13 protein-coding genes and 3 tRNA genes are annotated in these 15,574 nt (G+C 60.4%); 13 read left to right on the top strand and 3 right to left on the bottom strand.

All coding sequences use genetic code 11. The annotated features are described in order from the left end of the window. Nucleotides 1–7 precede the first annotated feature (7 nt). Nucleotides 8–1,069: a chemotaxis response regulator protein-glutamate methylesterase gene (locus I6L38_RS02270; protein ID WP_005303794.1), complete on the top strand. Its 1,062-nt coding sequence runs from the start codon at nt 8–10 to the stop codon at nt 1,067–1,069. A 47-nt stretch (nt 1,070–1,116) separates the two neighbouring features. On the opposite strand, the gene I6L38_RS02265 is transcribed toward I6L38_RS02270, so the two are convergent. Beyond that, the gene (locus I6L38_RS02265) at nt 1,117–2,349 is read right to left on the bottom strand and encodes a cysteine desulfurase-like protein (protein WP_005303796.1); all 1,233 of its coding nucleotides are present in this window, start codon (nt 2,347–2,349) and stop codon (nt 1,117–1,119) included. Between the two features lie 335 nt (nt 2,350–2,684). On the opposite strand from I6L38_RS02265, the gene I6L38_RS02260 reads away from it, so the two are divergent. From I6L38_RS02260 to I6L38_RS02230, 7 genes are all read left to right on the top strand, one after another. Further along, nucleotides 2,685–2,769, top strand: a tRNA-Tyr gene (locus I6L38_RS02260). A gap of 31 nt (nt 2,770–2,800) precedes the next feature. After that, nucleotides 2,801–2,885: transfer RNA gene (locus tag I6L38_RS02255), tRNA-Tyr, on the top strand. A 31-nt stretch (nt 2,886–2,916) separates the two neighbouring features. Continuing rightward, nucleotides 2,917–3,001 (top strand) — tRNA-Tyr (locus I6L38_RS02250). Between the two features lie 134 nt (nt 3,002–3,135). Further along, nucleotides 3,136–3,408 (top strand): hypothetical protein, encoded by a 273-nt coding sequence (locus I6L38_RS02245; RefSeq protein WP_017787730.1) that lies wholly within the window; start codon nt 3,136–3,138, stop codon nt 3,406–3,408. A 745-nt stretch (nt 3,409–4,153) separates the two neighbouring features. Further along, the gene (locus I6L38_RS02240; RefSeq protein ID WP_043171047.1) at nt 4,154–4,891 is read left to right on the top strand and encodes an EAL domain-containing protein; all 738 of its coding nucleotides are present in this window, start codon (nt 4,154–4,156) and stop codon (nt 4,889–4,891) included. 218 nt (nt 4,892–5,109) lie between these two features. Next, nucleotides 5,110–6,474: a tRNA 5-hydroxyuridine modification protein YegQ gene (gene yegQ, locus I6L38_RS02235; RefSeq protein ID WP_005303943.1), complete on the top strand. Its 1,365-nt coding sequence runs from the start codon at nt 5,110–5,112 to the stop codon at nt 6,472–6,474. Nucleotide 6,475: 1 nt separating this feature from the next. After that, nucleotides 6,476–6,724, top strand: coding sequence for a YfhL family 4Fe-4S dicluster ferredoxin (locus tag I6L38_RS02230; RefSeq protein ID WP_005303946.1), 249 nt, complete (start codon nt 6,476–6,478; stop codon nt 6,722–6,724). A gap of 78 nt (nt 6,725–6,802) precedes the next feature. On the opposite strand, the gene alr is transcribed toward I6L38_RS02230, so the two are convergent. Then, entirely contained in the window at nt 6,803–7,876 is a 1,074-nt protein-coding gene (alr, locus tag I6L38_RS02225; RefSeq protein ID WP_025202148.1) for an alanine racemase, read from the bottom strand. A gap of 330 nt (nt 7,877–8,206) precedes the next feature. Next, complete coding sequence (gene dnaB / locus I6L38_RS02220; RefSeq protein ID WP_010673258.1) at nt 8,207–9,601, bottom strand: replicative DNA helicase; 1,395 nt, start codon at nt 9,599–9,601, stop codon at nt 8,207–8,209. A 445-nt stretch (nt 9,602–10,046) separates the two neighbouring features. On the opposite strand from dnaB, the gene I6L38_RS02215 reads away from it, so the two are divergent. The 5 genes from I6L38_RS02215 (at nt 10,047) to I6L38_RS02195 (ending at nt 15,568) form a co-directional block, all read left to right on the top strand. After that, nucleotides 10,047–10,907 (top strand): Tim44 domain-containing protein, encoded by an 861-nt coding sequence (locus tag I6L38_RS02215; protein WP_005303956.1) that lies wholly within the window; start codon nt 10,047–10,049, stop codon nt 10,905–10,907. A 158-nt stretch (nt 10,908–11,065) separates the two neighbouring features. Further along, nucleotides 11,066–12,607, top strand: coding sequence for an EAL domain-containing protein (locus I6L38_RS02210; protein WP_216989112.1), 1,542 nt, complete (start codon nt 11,066–11,068; stop codon nt 12,605–12,607). A gap of 233 nt (nt 12,608–12,840) precedes the next feature. After that, nucleotides 12,841–14,679 (top strand): bifunctional UDP-sugar hydrolase/5'-nucleotidase, encoded by a 1,839-nt coding sequence (locus I6L38_RS02205; protein WP_005303962.1) that lies wholly within the window; start codon nt 12,841–12,843, stop codon nt 14,677–14,679. An 86-nt stretch (nt 14,680–14,765) separates the two neighbouring features. Further along, entirely contained in the window at nt 14,766–15,107 is a 342-nt protein-coding gene (locus tag I6L38_RS02200; RefSeq protein WP_005303965.1) for a DUF2956 domain-containing protein, read from the top strand. A 125-nt stretch (nt 15,108–15,232) separates the two neighbouring features. After that, nucleotides 15,233–15,568, top strand: coding sequence for a hypothetical protein (locus I6L38_RS02195; protein WP_005303968.1), 336 nt, complete (start codon nt 15,233–15,235; stop codon nt 15,566–15,568). Nucleotides 15,569–15,574: the final 6 nt, after the last annotated feature.

The following is a 15,574-nucleotide window of genomic DNA, read 5'->3' as shown; positions in this document are numbered from 1 at the left end:
GACGGGAATGAAACAGATAAGAGTCATGCTGGTGGATGATTCCGCCGTGGTGAGGCAGGTGTTGCAGGCCATTCTCGAGCAGGAGCCCGATATCAAGGTGATTGCCACCGCCTCCGACCCGCTGTTTGCACAAGAGAAACTGAAGAAGGAGTGGCCAGACGTGATCGTGCTGGACGTGGAGATGCCACGCATGGATGGCATCACCTTCCTCACCAAGATCATGGCCGAGCACCCCACCCCAGTGGTGATCTGCTCCTCCCTGACCGAGAAGGGGGCGGAAACCACGCTGCAGGCGATGGCCGCCGGCGCCGTCGACATCATCACCAAGCCCACGGTCGGTCTGAAAAGCTTCCTGCAAGAGTCGGCACAAGAGCTGGCCATGGCGGTGCGCGCTGCCGCCCAGGCCAATGTCAGACGCCAAGCCAGAACCCAGTCCACCACGGTCGCCCCCAAGCTCAATGCCGACGCCATCATGGCGCCGGCCAGCCAGCATGCCATGGCCCAGACCACGGAGCGGATCGTGGCGATCGGCACCTCCACCGGCGGCACCCAGGCACTGGAGGCCGTGCTGACTACCCTGCCCCGGGTCTGCCCCGGCATCGTCATCGTGCAGCACATGCCGGAGAAGTTCACCGCCTCCTTTGCCGAGCGGCTCAACAACCTGTGCCAGATAGAGGTACGGGAGGCCAGAAGCAACGATCGGGTGATCCCCGGGCTCGCGCTCATCGCCCCCGGCGGCAAGCACATGCTGCTCAAGCGCAGCGGCGCCTACTATCACGTCGACGTGATGGACGGCCCCCTCATCAACCGCCACCGTCCTTCGGTGGACGTGCTGTTTCGCTCGGTGGCCAAGTTTGCCGGCAGCAATGCCACCGGCATCATCATGACCGGAATGGGGGATGACGGTGCGCGCGGGCTGCGCGAGATGCTGGAGGCAGGCGCCAATACCTTTGCCCAGGATGAGGCCTCCTGCGTGGTCTTCGGCATGCCCAAGGAGGCCATCAAGCTCGGCGCCGCCCGCCATGTCCTGCCGCTGCAGGATATCCATCACGCCATCGTGGGCCGCTAGCAGACAGATGAGCTGACACAGCCCGGCCTGACCCGGGCTGTGTTGTTTCAATGCGGCATGTCGTCGAGCAGGGCGAACAGGCGATCAATCTCCGCCGAGGTGTTGTAGTGCATGCAACCTATTCGCAGCACACCGTCGCTCACCCCCAGCTGCTCCACCAGCGCCAGCGCATAGAAGTGGCCGGCCCAGCTGCACACCTGATGCTGCCCCAGAAACTCGGCCATCTCGGCGGGACTATGACGGCTTGAAGTGAGGGCGAAGGTAGGAGTGCGCCCCTTGCTGCCCTGAATGCCGTGCAGGGTGAACCAGGGGCGCTCGGCCAGCCTGGCCAGCAGATGCTCGCTGAGCTGCCGCTCATGGGCCTGGCTGCGGGCAAACGCCAGATCGAGGCGAGCTTCCAGCTCATGCTCGGTGCCGTCCAGCCCGGACAAGGAGGCCAGATACTCTACGGTCGCTTCTACTCCGGCCAGCGCCTCCCAGCTCTGGGTACCGGTTTCCCACTTGTAGGGCGCCACATTTTTGGCCGGCTCGACTTTGTAGGGGGTGAAATGCGCCAGGTGGCGATGCTTGCCGAAGAGGATGCCGAGGTGCGGGCCGAAAAACTTGTAGGCGGAGCAACCGAGGAAGTCGCAATCCCAAGCCTGCACGTCGATGCGCTCATGGGGCGCAAAGTGCACCGCATCTACGTAGAGCAGGGCACCCACCCCGTGCACCGCATCGGCGATACGCGGAATATCGACCAGAGTACCCGTGGTGTTGGAGGCCGCTGTTACCGCCACCAGCCGGGTTTTGGGCCCGAGCAGGCTGAACAGATGCGCATAGTCCAACCCCCCGGTCGTCACATCTACTCTTGCCTGATGCACTACCACGCCGCGATCCGCTGCCGCTTGCTGCCAGCTGGAGACGTTGGAGTAGTGATCGAGCGCGCTGACGATAATCTCGTCCCCCGCCTGCCACTCTCTGGCCAAGGCACGACTCAGCGCAAAGGTCAGGGTGGTGAAGTTGGCGCCGAACACTATCTCTTCAGCCCGCTCCGCCCCCAGCAAGGCAGCCACCGCCAGCCTGGCCCGCAGGGCCTGCTGCTCGGTCGCCCTGGCCGAGAAAAAGGGGCCGCCCAGATTGGCGTTGAAGCGGCCGAGGTAATCTGTCATGGCCGTGAGCACGGCGTGTGGTACCTGGGCCCCGCCGGGGCCGTCAAAAAAAACGGGGGTTTTGCCTTCAACCAGCTGATTGAGAGCGGGGAACTGGCCGCGCAACACGGCGATATCAAGAGCCTGCATAGGAGAAGTCCACAATCCATGTTAACAGTTGAATAACATGGCGAGAGTAAAATGCGGCAGCAGCAATGTCCATCAGTGAAGCGGTCAGCCATCACACTTACAAAATAAGGTGAATTTTTCAGTATAAAACGCTGCCTGATGGCAACCGGCTGGTGCGACACCTCGCCTCGCCACCATCGTGATCAATGCCAGACAGCAGCAGCGAAGTCGTTGATAAGCGTGAAAAATGAGCGACAAATATCAAAAAATGACCGAATGATACTTTTTTGCCGCCAGATATGCCCGCAAGGGGTTCACAAAGAGCGAAGATCTGATAGTATGCGCCTCGCACTTGGGGAGGGGTTCCCGAGCGGCCAAAGGGATCAGACTGTAAATCTGACGGCTCTGCCTTCGAAGGTTCGAATCCTTCTCCCTCCACCATTCAAGTGCAACAATCAGGAAAATACCCCGTGGAGGGGTTCCCGAGCGGCCAAAGGGATCAGACTGTAAATCTGACGGCTCTGCCTTCGAAGGTTCGAATCCTTCTCCCTCCACCATCTTCCTGAACAATTTGTGTAGTACCCCTGTGGAGGGGTTCCCGAGCGGCCAAAGGGATCAGACTGTAAATCTGACGGCTCTGCCTTCGAAGGTTCGAATCCTTCTCCCTCCACCATCATTCAAGAAAACCCGGCCTAGTGCCGGGTTTTCGCTTTTCACGCATCTATTCATTTGACACTGTCAGATCTGACAATTGCCTTTGGGCCCGCTTTTGGAAACAGTATTGCCATATCGTTCAAGGACATGACCATGTTTGAGATCTGGGATGAAGCAGGGCAGGCGAAAGGATTGAACCTGCAGCAGTTGCAGCAACGGCTGACCAGCTACCGGGGTGAGGTGATGGTGCGTTATATCAACCGCATCGGCTTGCCGACCACCCTGTTCCTGACGGTCGACAAGGGCCTCGCCTATCAGCGTTTCAAAGCCGACACCCCCCTGCTCGACTGGGACTGGCTGGCACAGGCCATAGAGCCAGAACAGCGCAAAACCTCATTGCTGCCGCTTGAGGCCGTTGCCCGCTGATAGTCAGCGCCCGCGATACCGTTACATGCAGAAATGAACTCAATATCGGTATTTATTTTAAATAATTCTGTCCAAGACTTTTGCTACAAGCTACTCACTATAGCTGGCCATGCGGCTGAATATATTTTCTCAACCAGGCAGTACATTTCTTTAATTCCAACCATCATCACCCCCACTCATCATGACCCCTGCGAAATATCCCGCCAAGCTATGAATCAATGAAAATAACCTTGATAAAATACATCGAAAACTCGCCATCAATATTTTTGGTCAGTCACCAAGTCTGTTTCTCATAAACATTCGATTTGCCCCTCCCCTGCCGGCCTGGTTGATAACCCCAGAGGGAACGCCACCTAAACCCTGCCGACTTTGCTCTGCTCAGGTGGCGCCCAAGGCAGGCCGGCCTGCGGATAATCCAATGAATGGCAACTCTCGCCAACAGCTTGGCATCAGCAGTTTGAGTGCCCAATTTTTACCAAATAATGCTGACCTGCCATACAGCGTTGAAATGCTTGTTCAAGCCGACATTTAGGCACTGCCATTTAATGCCAGCAACCGGTTAACTTCTCTTCTGCATGATTACATGCCGTCAGGAAGTATTGATTTTATATAAGAAATATATTTCATCGAGGCACATAAATATATCCATCCGGCTAGCTCATCCATATTATCAGAGAATTCCTACAGAACATTCCGCGCTTCCTCCGATATTATCCACGGCCATATCCGTCAACAGGTGAGTGCCGTGTTTGCATTTCAAGAAGAGTACCCAATGAGTGACATGGCAAGCATCCCGGTGGCCGAGCTTGCTGTGCCCTTCTATCAGCCGATCATTGGACGGGACCATCAGGTCAAGGGTTATGAGGTGCTGGCCAGACGCTGGGATCCGGCTCAGCTGAGTTATCAGGGCATCGACTTTCTCTCCCTCAGTGAGGATCAATCCCTGCATCTGGACATCGTCATGCTCAGAGCCGTCATGCGGGATCTGCCGACCCTGGCAAAGGCGGGCTCCTATCTACTCTCCATCAACCTCAACCCGACCCTGAGCAGCCCCACCTATCAGAACCTGTTGTTACTGGTGCTGATGCAGGCGCGCAAGCTGGGGATCGAGTTCTGGTTCGAGGTGCTGGAGCACGCCCCGCTGCACCCTCCGCATCGGGCGCTGATCGAGGTGCTGCGCGAGCACGGTGCCCACATCGCCTGCGACGATTTTGGCACCCAGGCCTGCAACTTCCAGCGGGTGATGGCGCTGCCCTACGAGATCATCAAGCTGGATCGCTCTCTGCTGCTGCAAGCGACCAAGAGTAGTCATGCCTTGCGCATGCTGACCGGTCTGGTGGAGTACCTGCAGCGGCTCGGCATGAAGGTGGTGTGCGAAGGGGTCGAAACCCTGCAGCACATTGAGACAGCCAACCGGCTCGGCTGTGACTATCAGCAGGGCTACGCCTACGCCATGCCTTCCCCCCTCTCCCGCTGGGCCTGAGCGGCCCATTTTACCCGTCGACTCGCGCCGGGGATGATTCCCTGCCAAATTGCATGATGCGGTGAGGGCGAGTACAATCTCGCACCCCGTTTATCCGGCCGATGCCGGGTATGCTGTGACCGGGTGGCGGTGTGAGTATCCACTCCCGGCGCAGCTCAACCCATACGACGCCATCAGGTGGCGCCGTCCTGATTTGCAATCAGACATAAGAGTCCGACATGTTTAAACCAGAATTGCTCTCCCCCGCAGGTTCCCTCAAGAACATGCGTTACGCCTACGCCTATGGCGCCGATGCCGTCTATGCCGGCCAGCCCCGCTACAGCCTGCGGGTGCGCAACAACGAATTCGATCACGAGAACCTGCAGCTCGGCATCAACGAGGCCCATGCTCTCGGCAAGCAGTTCTACGTGGTGGCCAACATCCAGCCCCACAACTCCAAGCTCAAGACCTTCATCCGCGACATGCGCCCCGTGGTGGAGATGAACCCGGATGCGCTGATCATGTCCGACCCCGGTCTCATCATGATGATGCGTGAAGCCTTCCCGGACATGCCCATTCACCTCTCGGTGCAGGCCAACGCGGTCAACTGGGCCACGGTGAAGTTCTGGCATCAGATGGGCCTGACCCGTGCCATCCTCTCTCGCGAGCTGTCGCTGGACGAGATCGAAGAGATCCGCATGCAGGTGCCGGAGATGGAGCTGGAAGTGTTTGTCCATGGGGCGTTGTGTATGGCCTACTCCGGCCGCTGCCTGCTCTCCGGCTACATCAACAAGCGCGACCCGAACCAGGGCACCTGCACCAACTCCTGCCGCTGGGAGTACAAGGTGCACGAGGGTAAAGAGGACGAGGTGGGCCAGATCGTCCACCGCCAGGAGCCGATTGCCGTGCAGAAAGTCGACCCGACCCTGGGTGCCGGCAAACCGACCGATGCACTGGTGCTGCTGGAAGAGTCCAACCGTCCGGGCGAGTACATGAGCGCGTTCGAGGACGAGCACGGCACCTACATCATGAACTCCAAGGATCTGCGCGCCGTCGAGCACGTGGAGCGGCTGACCAGGATGGGCGTCCATTCGCTGAAGATCGAAGGCCGTACCAAGTCCTTCTACTACTGCGCGCGCACCGCCCAGGTCTATCGCAAGGCGATCGACGATGCGGTTGCCGGCCGGCCGTTTGACCGCAGCCTGATGGGCACCCTCGAGAACCTGGCCCACCGCGGTTACACCGAGGGCTTCCTGCGCCGTCACAACCACAGCGAATACCAGAACTACGACTACGGCTACTCTGTCTCCGACACCCAGCAGTTCGTCGGCGAGATCACCGGTCGCAACGGCGACATGGTGGAAGTCGAGGTGAAGAACAAGTTCCTGGTGGGCAACAGCCTGGAGCTGATGACCCCGCAGGGCAACCTCAGCTTCAATCTGGAGCAGATGCAGAACCGCAAGGGCGAGCTCATCGACACCGCGCCGGGCAACGGCCACGTGGTCTACGTGCCGGTACCGAAGGAAGTGGACGTTAACTACGGCATCCTGCTGCGCAACCTCGGCGAGCGCGAGGATACCCGTCAGCCCCACTCGGCCGCCTGAGATGTCCCTGCTCATCACCGACAAGTGCATCAACTGTGACATGTGCGATCCCGAGTGTCCGAACCAGGCCATCAGCCTCGGCGAGGAGATCTACGAGATCGACCCCAGTCGCTGCACCGAGTGCGTCGGTCACTACGAGAAGCCGACCTGCATCAGTGTCTGCCCTATCGACTGCATCATCTGGGATCCCGCTCACGTGGAAACCGAAGAGCAGCTGATGGAGAAGTTCGTGCGGATGCACAGGCAGTAAGAAGAAGCTGCAGGTCGCAACAACATCATAAAAAAAGCCCCGCATGCGGGGCTTTTTCACGTTTGGTGCTCACGGCAGCTAGACGTATTCCATAAAGACCCGGGAGGTGAGCTTGGTGATGAGCTCGTAGGGGATGGTGCCGATCTGGTCGGCCACCCGCTCCACCGGCAGCCCTTCACCCCAGAGCACCGCCTCGTCGCCGGCCTTGTCGGTGGCGCCTGGGCCGAGATCCACCGTGGTCATGTCCATGGAGACCCGCCCCACCAGGGGTACGATGCGGCCATTGACCAGCACAGGCGTGCCGTTGGGGGCCATCCGTGGATAACCGTCGCCGTAACCGATGGCGATGACCCCGAGCCGGGTATCGCGATCCGACACCCAGTTGGCGCCATAGCCCACCGGCTCGCCCGCCTTGTGATCCCGCACCGCAATCAGTTGTGTCTTGAGGGTCATCACCGGCTGCAGGTCGTAATCCGCCGCCACCGTATTGGGGAAGGGCGATACGCCGTAGAGGATCACCCCTGGGCGCACCCAGTCGCAGTGGGAATCCGGCCAGGCCAGGATGCCCGCCGAGTTGGCCATGGCCCGCTCGCCCAACAGCGGCGCGGTCAGCTGGCTGAACAGGTCGATCTGCTCGCGGGTGGTGGGCTGCTCCAGCTCATCGGAGCGGCTGAAGTGGGTCATGATGTTGAACGGCTGCACCACGTTCTTGCACTTGCCGAGCCGCTCGATAAAGGCAGGCATCTCGTCGGCCCGCACGCCGAGCCGGTGCATGCCGGTGTCGAGCTTGAGCCAGGCCACCACGGGGGCGGGCAGCTCGGCCTGCTCCAGCGCCTCGAGCTGCTCCCAGGTGTGCACCGCGGTCTGCAGGTTGTTGGCCGCCAGCACCGGCAGGTCGGCGGCGCTGAAGAAACCCTCCAGCAGCACGATGGGCTTGACCACGGCGCAGGAGCGCAGCATCAGCGCCTCTTCGATGCGGGCCACCGCGTAGGCGTCCGCATCCACCAGGGTGCGGGCGACCGGCAGCAGGCCGTGGCCATAGGCGTTGGCCTTGACCACGGCGATGATCTTGCATTCGGGGGCGTGGCGTTTGACCACGGCGAGGTTGTGGCGCAGGGCCGCTGTATTGATTTGGGCGATAGCCGCTTTCATCTGTTTTCCCTTACGAGGGCATGATAACGCGCCAACGCGTCAGGCACCGGGTGGTGTCAGCCCTCAAATGTCATCGTCTAAGGCCGGACCGGCAGAATTGTCGAACCGGGAAAACTGTTTATGGAACTCTCTTTACCATCATCAGGGTGACGCACGCAGAGCGGGTCACCTGATGATCAGTAGTCATCATCAAACGCCGGACCCGCGTAGTTGTCAAAACGCGAGAACTGACCCTGGAAGGTAAGCCGCACCCGGCCGCATATTGGCGCCGTTACGCGGCTTGGCAGAGATGACTCTCACCACTCCCCCTCATGAGCGCGATGACGATGATCAGTAATCATCATCAAACGCAGGACCGGCGTAGTTGTCAAAGCGCGAGAACTGCCCCTGGAAGGTAAGCCGCACTCTTCCTATCGGGCCGTTACGCTGTTTGCCGATGATGATCTCGGCGATCCCCTTGTCGGGGCTGTCGTCGTGATAGACCTCGTCGCGGTAGATGAACATGATCAAGTCCGCATCCTGCTCGATGGAGCCCGATTCCCGCAGATCCGAGTTGACCGGGCGCTTGTCGGCGCGCTGTTCCAGGCTTCGGTTGAGCTGGGAGAGCGCCACTACCGGGCACTGCAGCTCTTTCGCCAACGCCTTGAGGGAGCGGGAGATTTCACCGATCTCCAAAGTACGGTTGTCGGAGAGGCTGGGCACCCGCATCAGCTGCAGGTAGTCCACCATGATCATGCTGATGCCACCGTTGTCCCGCGCCACCCGACGGGCGCGCGAGCGCACTTCGGTCGGGGTCAGGCCGGAGGAGTCGTCGATATACATCTTGCCCTTCTCGAGCAGGAGCCCCATGGTGGAGGAGAGCCGTGCCCAGTCCTCGTCGTCGAGCTGACCGGTCCGCACCTTGGTCTGGTCGATGCGCCCCACCGAGGCGAGCATACGCATGATGATCTGCTCGGAGGGCATCTCGAGGGAGAAGATCAGCACCGGCTTGTCGGCGGTGAGCGCCGCGTGCTCGCACAGGTTCATGGCAAAGGTGGTCTTGCCCATGGAGGGACGGGCCGCGACGATGACCAGATCCGAGCGCTGCAGGCCGGCGGTCATCTTGTCCAGGTCGTTGTAGCCGGACGAGACGCCGGTCACCCCGTTGTGGGGGGTTTTGAACAGCTCTTCAATCTTGTCGACGGTCTGCTCGAGGATGAGCTTGAGCGGCTGGGGGCCCTCGTTGGCGCTGGTGCGCTGTTCGGCGATCTGGAACACCTTGCTCTCGGCAAGATCCAGCAGATCGTTGGAGGTGCGGCCCTGGGGCTCGTAACCCGCTTCGACTATCTCGTTGGCGACCGAGATCATCTCCCGCACCACCGCCCGCTCACGCACTATCTCGGCGTAGGCGCTGATGTTGGCGGCACTCGGGGTGTTCTTGGCGATCTCCACCAGATAGGCGAAGCCACCGGCCTCTTCCAGTTGCTCGGAGCGCTCGAGCTCCTCCTGCAAGGTGATGAGGTCGATGGGGTTGCCCGCGTTGGAGAGGCGGGTCATGGCCTGGAAGATCAGGCGGTGCGGGCGGCTGTAGAAATCCTTGTCGATCACCCGTTCGGCGACCCGATCCCAGGCCTCGTTGTCCAGCATCAGGCCGCCCAGTACGGACTGTTCGGCCTCAAAAGAGTGGGGAGGGACTTTCAGCTGTTGTGTCTTGGCGTCTTTTTTCGCCGTCACTTGCTCTGCCATACACATAAAAACCGCAGCGGGAAGGGGACGGGAATTTTACAAAAGAAACCCCGCCATCGCGAGCGCAAATACGCGCTATTCACTTCTCTGTGGCCCAACCGCCCTCCTGTTGGTTGCTGCCATCGCCTCCTGATGACCGTTGCCGCGCAAAACGGGGCTCAAACCACGATAAAGGGCCAGACCAGGGTCAGTTCACCCTTGCTCTGTCTGGTTTTGCTGCGCAGTTTGCGCTCCTTGCGGCTCAACCGTCTGTTTTTCATGGGACACACTCCTGCCATTGACACCCACACGACGTGGTTCTTCGTTCATGAATAATTCATGCCAATCATGGTACATATCGGCCCAAGCTGCGACACATTTAGGGACATGCAGCCTGCCATGCGCCTCGCTGAGCTTGCCAAAGCAGAGCATGCCCCACCCACAGACGAGAGTGAAAAGAGTCAAAATGAAAAAGATGCTGACCCTGTTTGCCGTGATCCTGGCCATTGGCCTGGGGGCACCTCACGCCGAAGCCAAGAAGTTTGGCGGCGGCAAATCCTTCGGCAAGAGCTACAAGACGGCGCCGGCCCAGCCCGCTGCCAAGCCGGTCGACACCAAGAACCCCACCGTGGGCGCCCAGACCCCGCCGAAAAAGAGCGGCATGATGGGTGGTCTGCTGGGTGGCCTGCTGGCCGGCGGCCTGTTCGCCTACCTGCTGGGCAGCGGTGCCTTCGAAGGCCTGCAAGGGATGGACTTCCTGCTGATCGCCCTGCTGGCACTGGGCGGCGTGTTCCTGTTCCGCACCCTGCGCAAGGGCAAGATGGCGGCATCGCAGCAGCAACAGACGGCCTATGCCGGCTATCAGCCGCCCCAGAGTGCGGCTCCCCAGCAGTTCGAGCAGAACCACAGCGCCCCGCAGGCCACCGGTTTCGCCGACAGCGACGTGCCGTTCCGCCTGCCGCCAGGTTTTGACATGAACGGTTTCCTGGCCGGTGCCCGCGATCACTACCGCACCCTGCAGGAAGCCTGGAACAAGAACGATCTGGAGAAGATCCGCGAATACGTCAGCCCCGAGCTGTTCGAGCAGCTCAAGGCCGACCGCGCCGAGCTGACCGGTGAGCAGCACACCGAGGTGATGTATGTGGATACCCAGCTGGTGCGCGCCGACTACGGCAGCGACTGGGCCCAGGTGAGCGTGCGCTTCAGCGGCCGCTACATGGATCGCCAGGAGCAGGTCGAGGAGGACATCAAGGAGGTGTGGCACCTCGAGCGCAACCTGGCCAAGGACAATGCACCCTGGCACATCGTCGGCATCGAGCAACTGTAAGCTCGACCAGCCAGAGATGACGGATAAAGGCGGCCTGCGGGCCGCCTTTGCTTTTTGGAGGTCGCTGAAGCCCCTTGTGGTGGCTAGGAGATTGAGGTGTGATTGTGTAGTATGTCCGACCTTTTTTTGTTCAATTGAACCTTCACGAGGCGTGGTACATGGTGTTCCCCTTTCTGCGTAGCAGCAACATGCCTCGTCTCCTGGCCAGCCTGCTCTGCTGCGCCATCCTGATCCTCATCTCCCTTGCCACCCTCTACTGGCAAACCTGGTCGATGACCCGGCAGCAGGCCCAGACCGCCGCCGAACGCGCCATCATGCAGATCGACAGCGCTCTCTCCCATTCGACCCAGGCGGCCAGGGCGGCCCTGCCGCTGGCCAGCCGCCCCTGTCGCGAGGTGGCCCGGGAGCTGCGGGTGCTGGTCGCCACCTCCCCCTATGTGCGCTCGATCAACCTCTCCCGCAACGGCCGCCTCTACTGCTCCTCCATCTTCGACGAGATCGATCTCGAGGACCGGCTGCAGGACGCTCGCCACGAGCGACTCAGGCTGGAGGCCGTGACCCGGCTCGGACGCAAGCCGTCACTGCTGTTTTATCACCTGAGCGAGGGGAGCAACGCCGTGGTGGTCGCCATCAACCCCTATCACCTGAGCAAGCCGCTGCAGTGGCGCCTCGCCGGGGCGCACAGCTGGGTACAGATAGGCGAGCAGTGGCTCGACCTGCGTGGCAAGGTGCACGATGGCCAACCGCCCAGGCTGCGGGGCTTCAACTACCGGCTCGACTCGGCGGCATTCAACTACAGCCTCAATCAGGGATTCCCGCTGAGCGCCGTGCTGACCACCACCCTGCAAAAACAGAGCACCATCATACTGCTGATCCTGCTCCTGGGAGGGCTGGCCGGCCTCGCCACCTACCGCTGGTGGAGCCATATCTCGACCCCGACCCAGGAGCTCAGACGCGCCATCATCAAGCAGGAGTTCATCCCCTATCTGCAACCCATCGTCGTCAGCCAGAGTGGCCAGCTGCATGGCTGCGAGGTGCTGATGCGCTGGCAGCATCACAGCCAGGGGCTGATCCGGCCGGATCTCTTCATCCCGCTGGCGGAGGAGAGCGGCCTCATCATCCTGATGACCCAGACCCTGATGCAGCAGGTGCGGCTGCAGTTCGCCCCCCATGCGGCAGCGCTGCCACCCCGCTTCCACTTCAGCTTCAACATCTGTGCCCGTCACTGCCAGCAGCTGAGCCTGGTGGATGACTGCCGCACCTTTCTCGCCGCCTTCGCCGCCAACGAGGTCACCCTGGTGCTGGAGCTGACCGAGCGCGAGCTCATCACCCCCAACCAGCTCACCGGGCAGCTGTTTGACGAGTTGCGGCAGATGGGGGTCAGGATAGGGCTGGACGACTTTGGTACCGGCCACTCCAGCCTCACCTACCTGCAGCAGTTTCACGTGGACTATCTCAAGATCGACCAGAGCTTCGTCGCCATGATCGGCACCAACGCCCTCTCCCGCCACATTCTCGACAGCACCATCAACCTGGCGACCCGGCTGGGGTTGAAAACCATCGCCGAGGGGGTCGAGACCCGGGAACAGGCCGACTTCCTCACCGAGCGTCACGTCGACTACCTGCAGGGTTATCTCTATGGTCGCCCGCTCACCCCGCAACAATTTCTGCAGCGGCTGAACATCATTTCAACGCCCTGAATCCCGCTCGGGTACGGCAGGGTTGCATCACCCGCCGTGCTGATGGAAAATCCCCGCCGCGCCCCAGTCCTGCTGCGCAAAATCACGCAAACGTTTATTTGCTTTATTAATGTGCAGTAGCTCAAAGGAATCAGCTCTGTTTATTTCCAATTATTACTTTTTGCCTAGAATCGCCACACTCCTGTCATGCAGGAACGATATACAGGACTATAACAACAAGAGGAATATTACCGATGAAGAAGACGCTACTGGCCGTCACCGTCTCAATTACCCTGTTCGGGCTGACCGCCTGCAATTCAGAAAACAGCAGCAAGGAACATATTCCGCTGGATCTGACCATTGCCCACATCAATGATACCCACGCCCACCTCGACCCGACCGAAAATGCCCTGGCGATCCAACCGAGCGGGCAGGAGCTGTTCAAGTTCAACGCCAAGCTGGGCGGCTATCCGCGCCTGAAGTTCAAGCTGGACGAGCTGCGCAGCCAGGCGGCCAGCGAAGGCCGCAACTTCATGGTGCTCAACGGTGGTGACGCCTTCCAGGGCACCCTCTACTTCACCCAGTTCAAGGGGGAAGAGGAGTCCCGACTGCTCTCCGACATGGGTATCGATGCCATGGTGCTCGGCAACCATGAATTCGATCTGGGCAACCAGGCAATTAAAGACTTCGTCTCACGGGTAAATTTCCCGGTATTGGCTTCCAATATGGTGAAATCCAGTAGCGCCACCCTGAAGGACAGCGAGAATATTCACGAATATGTCATTAAGGAAGTCAATGGCGAGAGCGTGGGTATTTTCGGACTGGTGCTGGAAAATATGCATGATATTTCCTCACCGGACAAAGACACCCAATTCCTGCCGATGATTGAGACCGCCCAGAAAATGGTCGACACCCTCAAGTCCAAGGGTGCCAACAAGATCATCATGGTCACCCATATCGGCCTGCAAAATGACCAGGCGGTCGCCAGGGCTGTCAACGGCATCGACCTGATCGTCGGCGGTCACTCCCAGACTTTCCTCGGCGACATCACCGAGCTCAACAGCATCGGCTACACCGCCCACAACCAGAACCCGGCCGACGACAACACCTATGCCCAGATCGTCAACAACCCGGACGGCGGCAAGACCTGTATCGTGCAGGCCGGCGAATGGGCCAAGGGCTACGGCCTGGTCAACGTCTCCCTGAGCAAGGAAGGCGAGCTCACCAAGTGTGAAGGGCGCAACACCCTGATGACCGGCGACGACTTCACCAAGGAAGTGGCCAAGAAGAAGGTTCCGCTGAGCGGCACCGAGCAGACCAACGTGGTCGATTTCATCAGCAAGTCCCCGGTCATCGAGATCGTGCCGGAAGACACCGCCATGCGCGACGTGATCGACACCGAGTACAAACCGGCCGTGGCCGAGCTCGAGGCCAAGATCATCGCCGACGTGCCAACCAAGCTGCCCCACGTGCGCGTGCCGACCACCCCGGACGGTGCCGGCCTCATCGATCCTCTGGTGGCCGAGTCGCTCTACTGGAAGCTCAACAAGCTCAACACCAAGGTGGACTTCACCATCCAGAACGCCGGTGGCGTGCGTGCCGACGTGAACGCGGGCCCGCTCTCGGTCGGTTACGTGATGGGGACCCTGCTGCCGTTTGGCAACAAGATCGCCGCCTTCAACCTCAAGGGCAAGGACGTACGTGCCACCCTGGAGTACGCCGTTGACTACTCCATCGGTCTGGAGACCGGGATCGCCGCCTCCAGCGGTGCCTTCCCCTACGTCGGCCACCTGAGCTACACCTACGACGGCAAGCTGGCCAAGGGCTCCCGCATCACCAAGCTGGAGATGCTGGATGCCAACGGCCAGTGGCTGCCGCTGGATGACGAGAAGGTCTACCGCGTTGGTGCCAACACCTACATCGCTTCCGGCAAGGATGGCTACAGCGGTCTGCTCAAGCGCGAAGAGCTGCCCAACAAGGGTGACTACGTCGACTCCGGCGTGGGCGAGAACGAGATGTTCATGGAGTACGCCGAGTCCCAGGGCACCCTCAATCCGCTGCCCTATGCGACCGTAACCTACTACAAGCCCTGATCCGGCTCACAAGCTGTTGCAACGGCGCCTGAGGGCGCCGTTTTTATGGCATACTCCCCGCCAATCGATGCCGAGGAGACCCTTTGATGGCGAAGTACGACAAGATTTCCCCCGAGACCCAGCAGGAGGCGATGAAAATTGCCCGTGCCAACCAGAAACCGGGACAGACCAAGGAGCAGACCCAGCTGATCGCCCAGGGGATCCAGAAAGGCATAGACGAATACAAGAAGCAGATGAAGGCGCGGGCCCGCGAGGCCAATCGCCAGAAAAAACTGCAGGCCAAGGCCAAACAGTCCCACCCAGCGCAGCAGGATGAGGAGCAGGACGACATCGTCGAACTGGTGGAAGTGACCCGCCAGCATCCCCTGCCCTGGCTGCTGCTGGGATTGAGCTGGCTCGGCTTTGCCGCCTGGTACTGGCTGCGCTGAGACGCCGCCGGCAAACCTTTGCCTGGGATCTTCTTCACAGCCCGGGCCCTTGTGGCTGGTCATCCCGGCTGCGGGCTGATTAAATCCCGCCACTGCTGTTTACCCCCTTTTTCAGGATACCCGTTATGAACCCGGCTCCCCTCTACCTGTTGGCCCCCCTGGTGCTGTTTATCGTGACCCTGCTGCTCTATCGCATCTCGCCGCTGCGAGCGGTCGCGGCCGGAAGCGCCCGCTGGTTCATCCTGCCCGCCTTCACCCTCTTCATTCTGCTCATCATCATCAATGGTGCGGCAGACCCGAGCCTGCGCAACCCGGCCTTCCACTGGCTGATGCCGGGGCTCGGCTTTGCCCTCAGCCTGTTTCCAGCTCTGCCCAAGGCACTGGTGCCGCGCCTCGCCATCAAGGAGGGAGCCTTCGCCGCCCTCGGCCTGATGCTGATGAGCCTGGCCATGGTCTACTGACCGGCT

Origin of the sequence: Aeromonas sp. FDAARGOS 1408 (assembly GCF_019048665.1) — a bacterium.
Classification (GTDB): domain Bacteria; phylum Pseudomonadota; class Gammaproteobacteria; order Enterobacterales; family Aeromonadaceae; genus Aeromonas; species Aeromonas dhakensis.
This window is presented reverse-complemented; position numbering and strand designations above follow the sequence as displayed.

Bases quoted from the DNA above. Each gene is read 5' to 3' on its own strand.
- I6L38_RS02215 (WP_005303956.1), top strand. From the start codon at position 10,047: ATGAAAAAGATGCTGACCCTGTTTGCCGTGATCCTGGCCATTGGCCTG.
- I6L38_RS02270 (WP_005303794.1), top strand. From the start codon at position 8: ATGAAACAGATAAGAGTCATGCTGGTGGATGATTCCGCCGTGGTGAGG.
- I6L38_RS02200 (WP_005303965.1), top strand. From the start codon at position 14,766: ATGGCGAAGTACGACAAGATTTCCCCCGAGACCCAGCAGGAGGCGATG.
- I6L38_RS02230 (WP_005303946.1), top strand. From the start codon at position 6,476: ATGTCCCTGCTCATCACCGACAAGTGCATCAACTGTGACATGTGCGAT.
- alr (WP_025202148.1), bottom strand. From the start codon at position 7,876: ATGAAAGCGGCTATCGCCCAAATCAATACAGCGGCCCTGCGCCACAAC.
- I6L38_RS02195 (WP_005303968.1), top strand. From the start codon at position 15,233: ATGAACCCGGCTCCCCTCTACCTGTTGGCCCCCCTGGTGCTGTTTATC.
- I6L38_RS02265 (WP_005303796.1), bottom strand. From the start codon at position 2,349: ATGCAGGCTCTTGATATCGCCGTGTTGCGCGGCCAGTTCCCCGCTCTC.
- I6L38_RS02210 (WP_216989112.1), top strand. From the start codon at position 11,066: ATGGTGTTCCCCTTTCTGCGTAGCAGCAACATGCCTCGTCTCCTGGCC.
- dnaB (WP_010673258.1), bottom strand. From the start codon at position 9,601: ATGGCAGAGCAAGTGACGGCGAAAAAAGACGCCAAGACACAACAGCTG.
- yegQ (WP_005303943.1), top strand. From the start codon at position 5,110: ATGTTTAAACCAGAATTGCTCTCCCCCGCAGGTTCCCTCAAGAACATG.
- I6L38_RS02205 (WP_005303962.1), top strand. From the start codon at position 12,841: ATGAAGAAGACGCTACTGGCCGTCACCGTCTCAATTACCCTGTTCGGG.
- I6L38_RS02245 (WP_017787730.1), top strand. From the start codon at position 3,136: ATGTTTGAGATCTGGGATGAAGCAGGGCAGGCGAAAGGATTGAACCTG.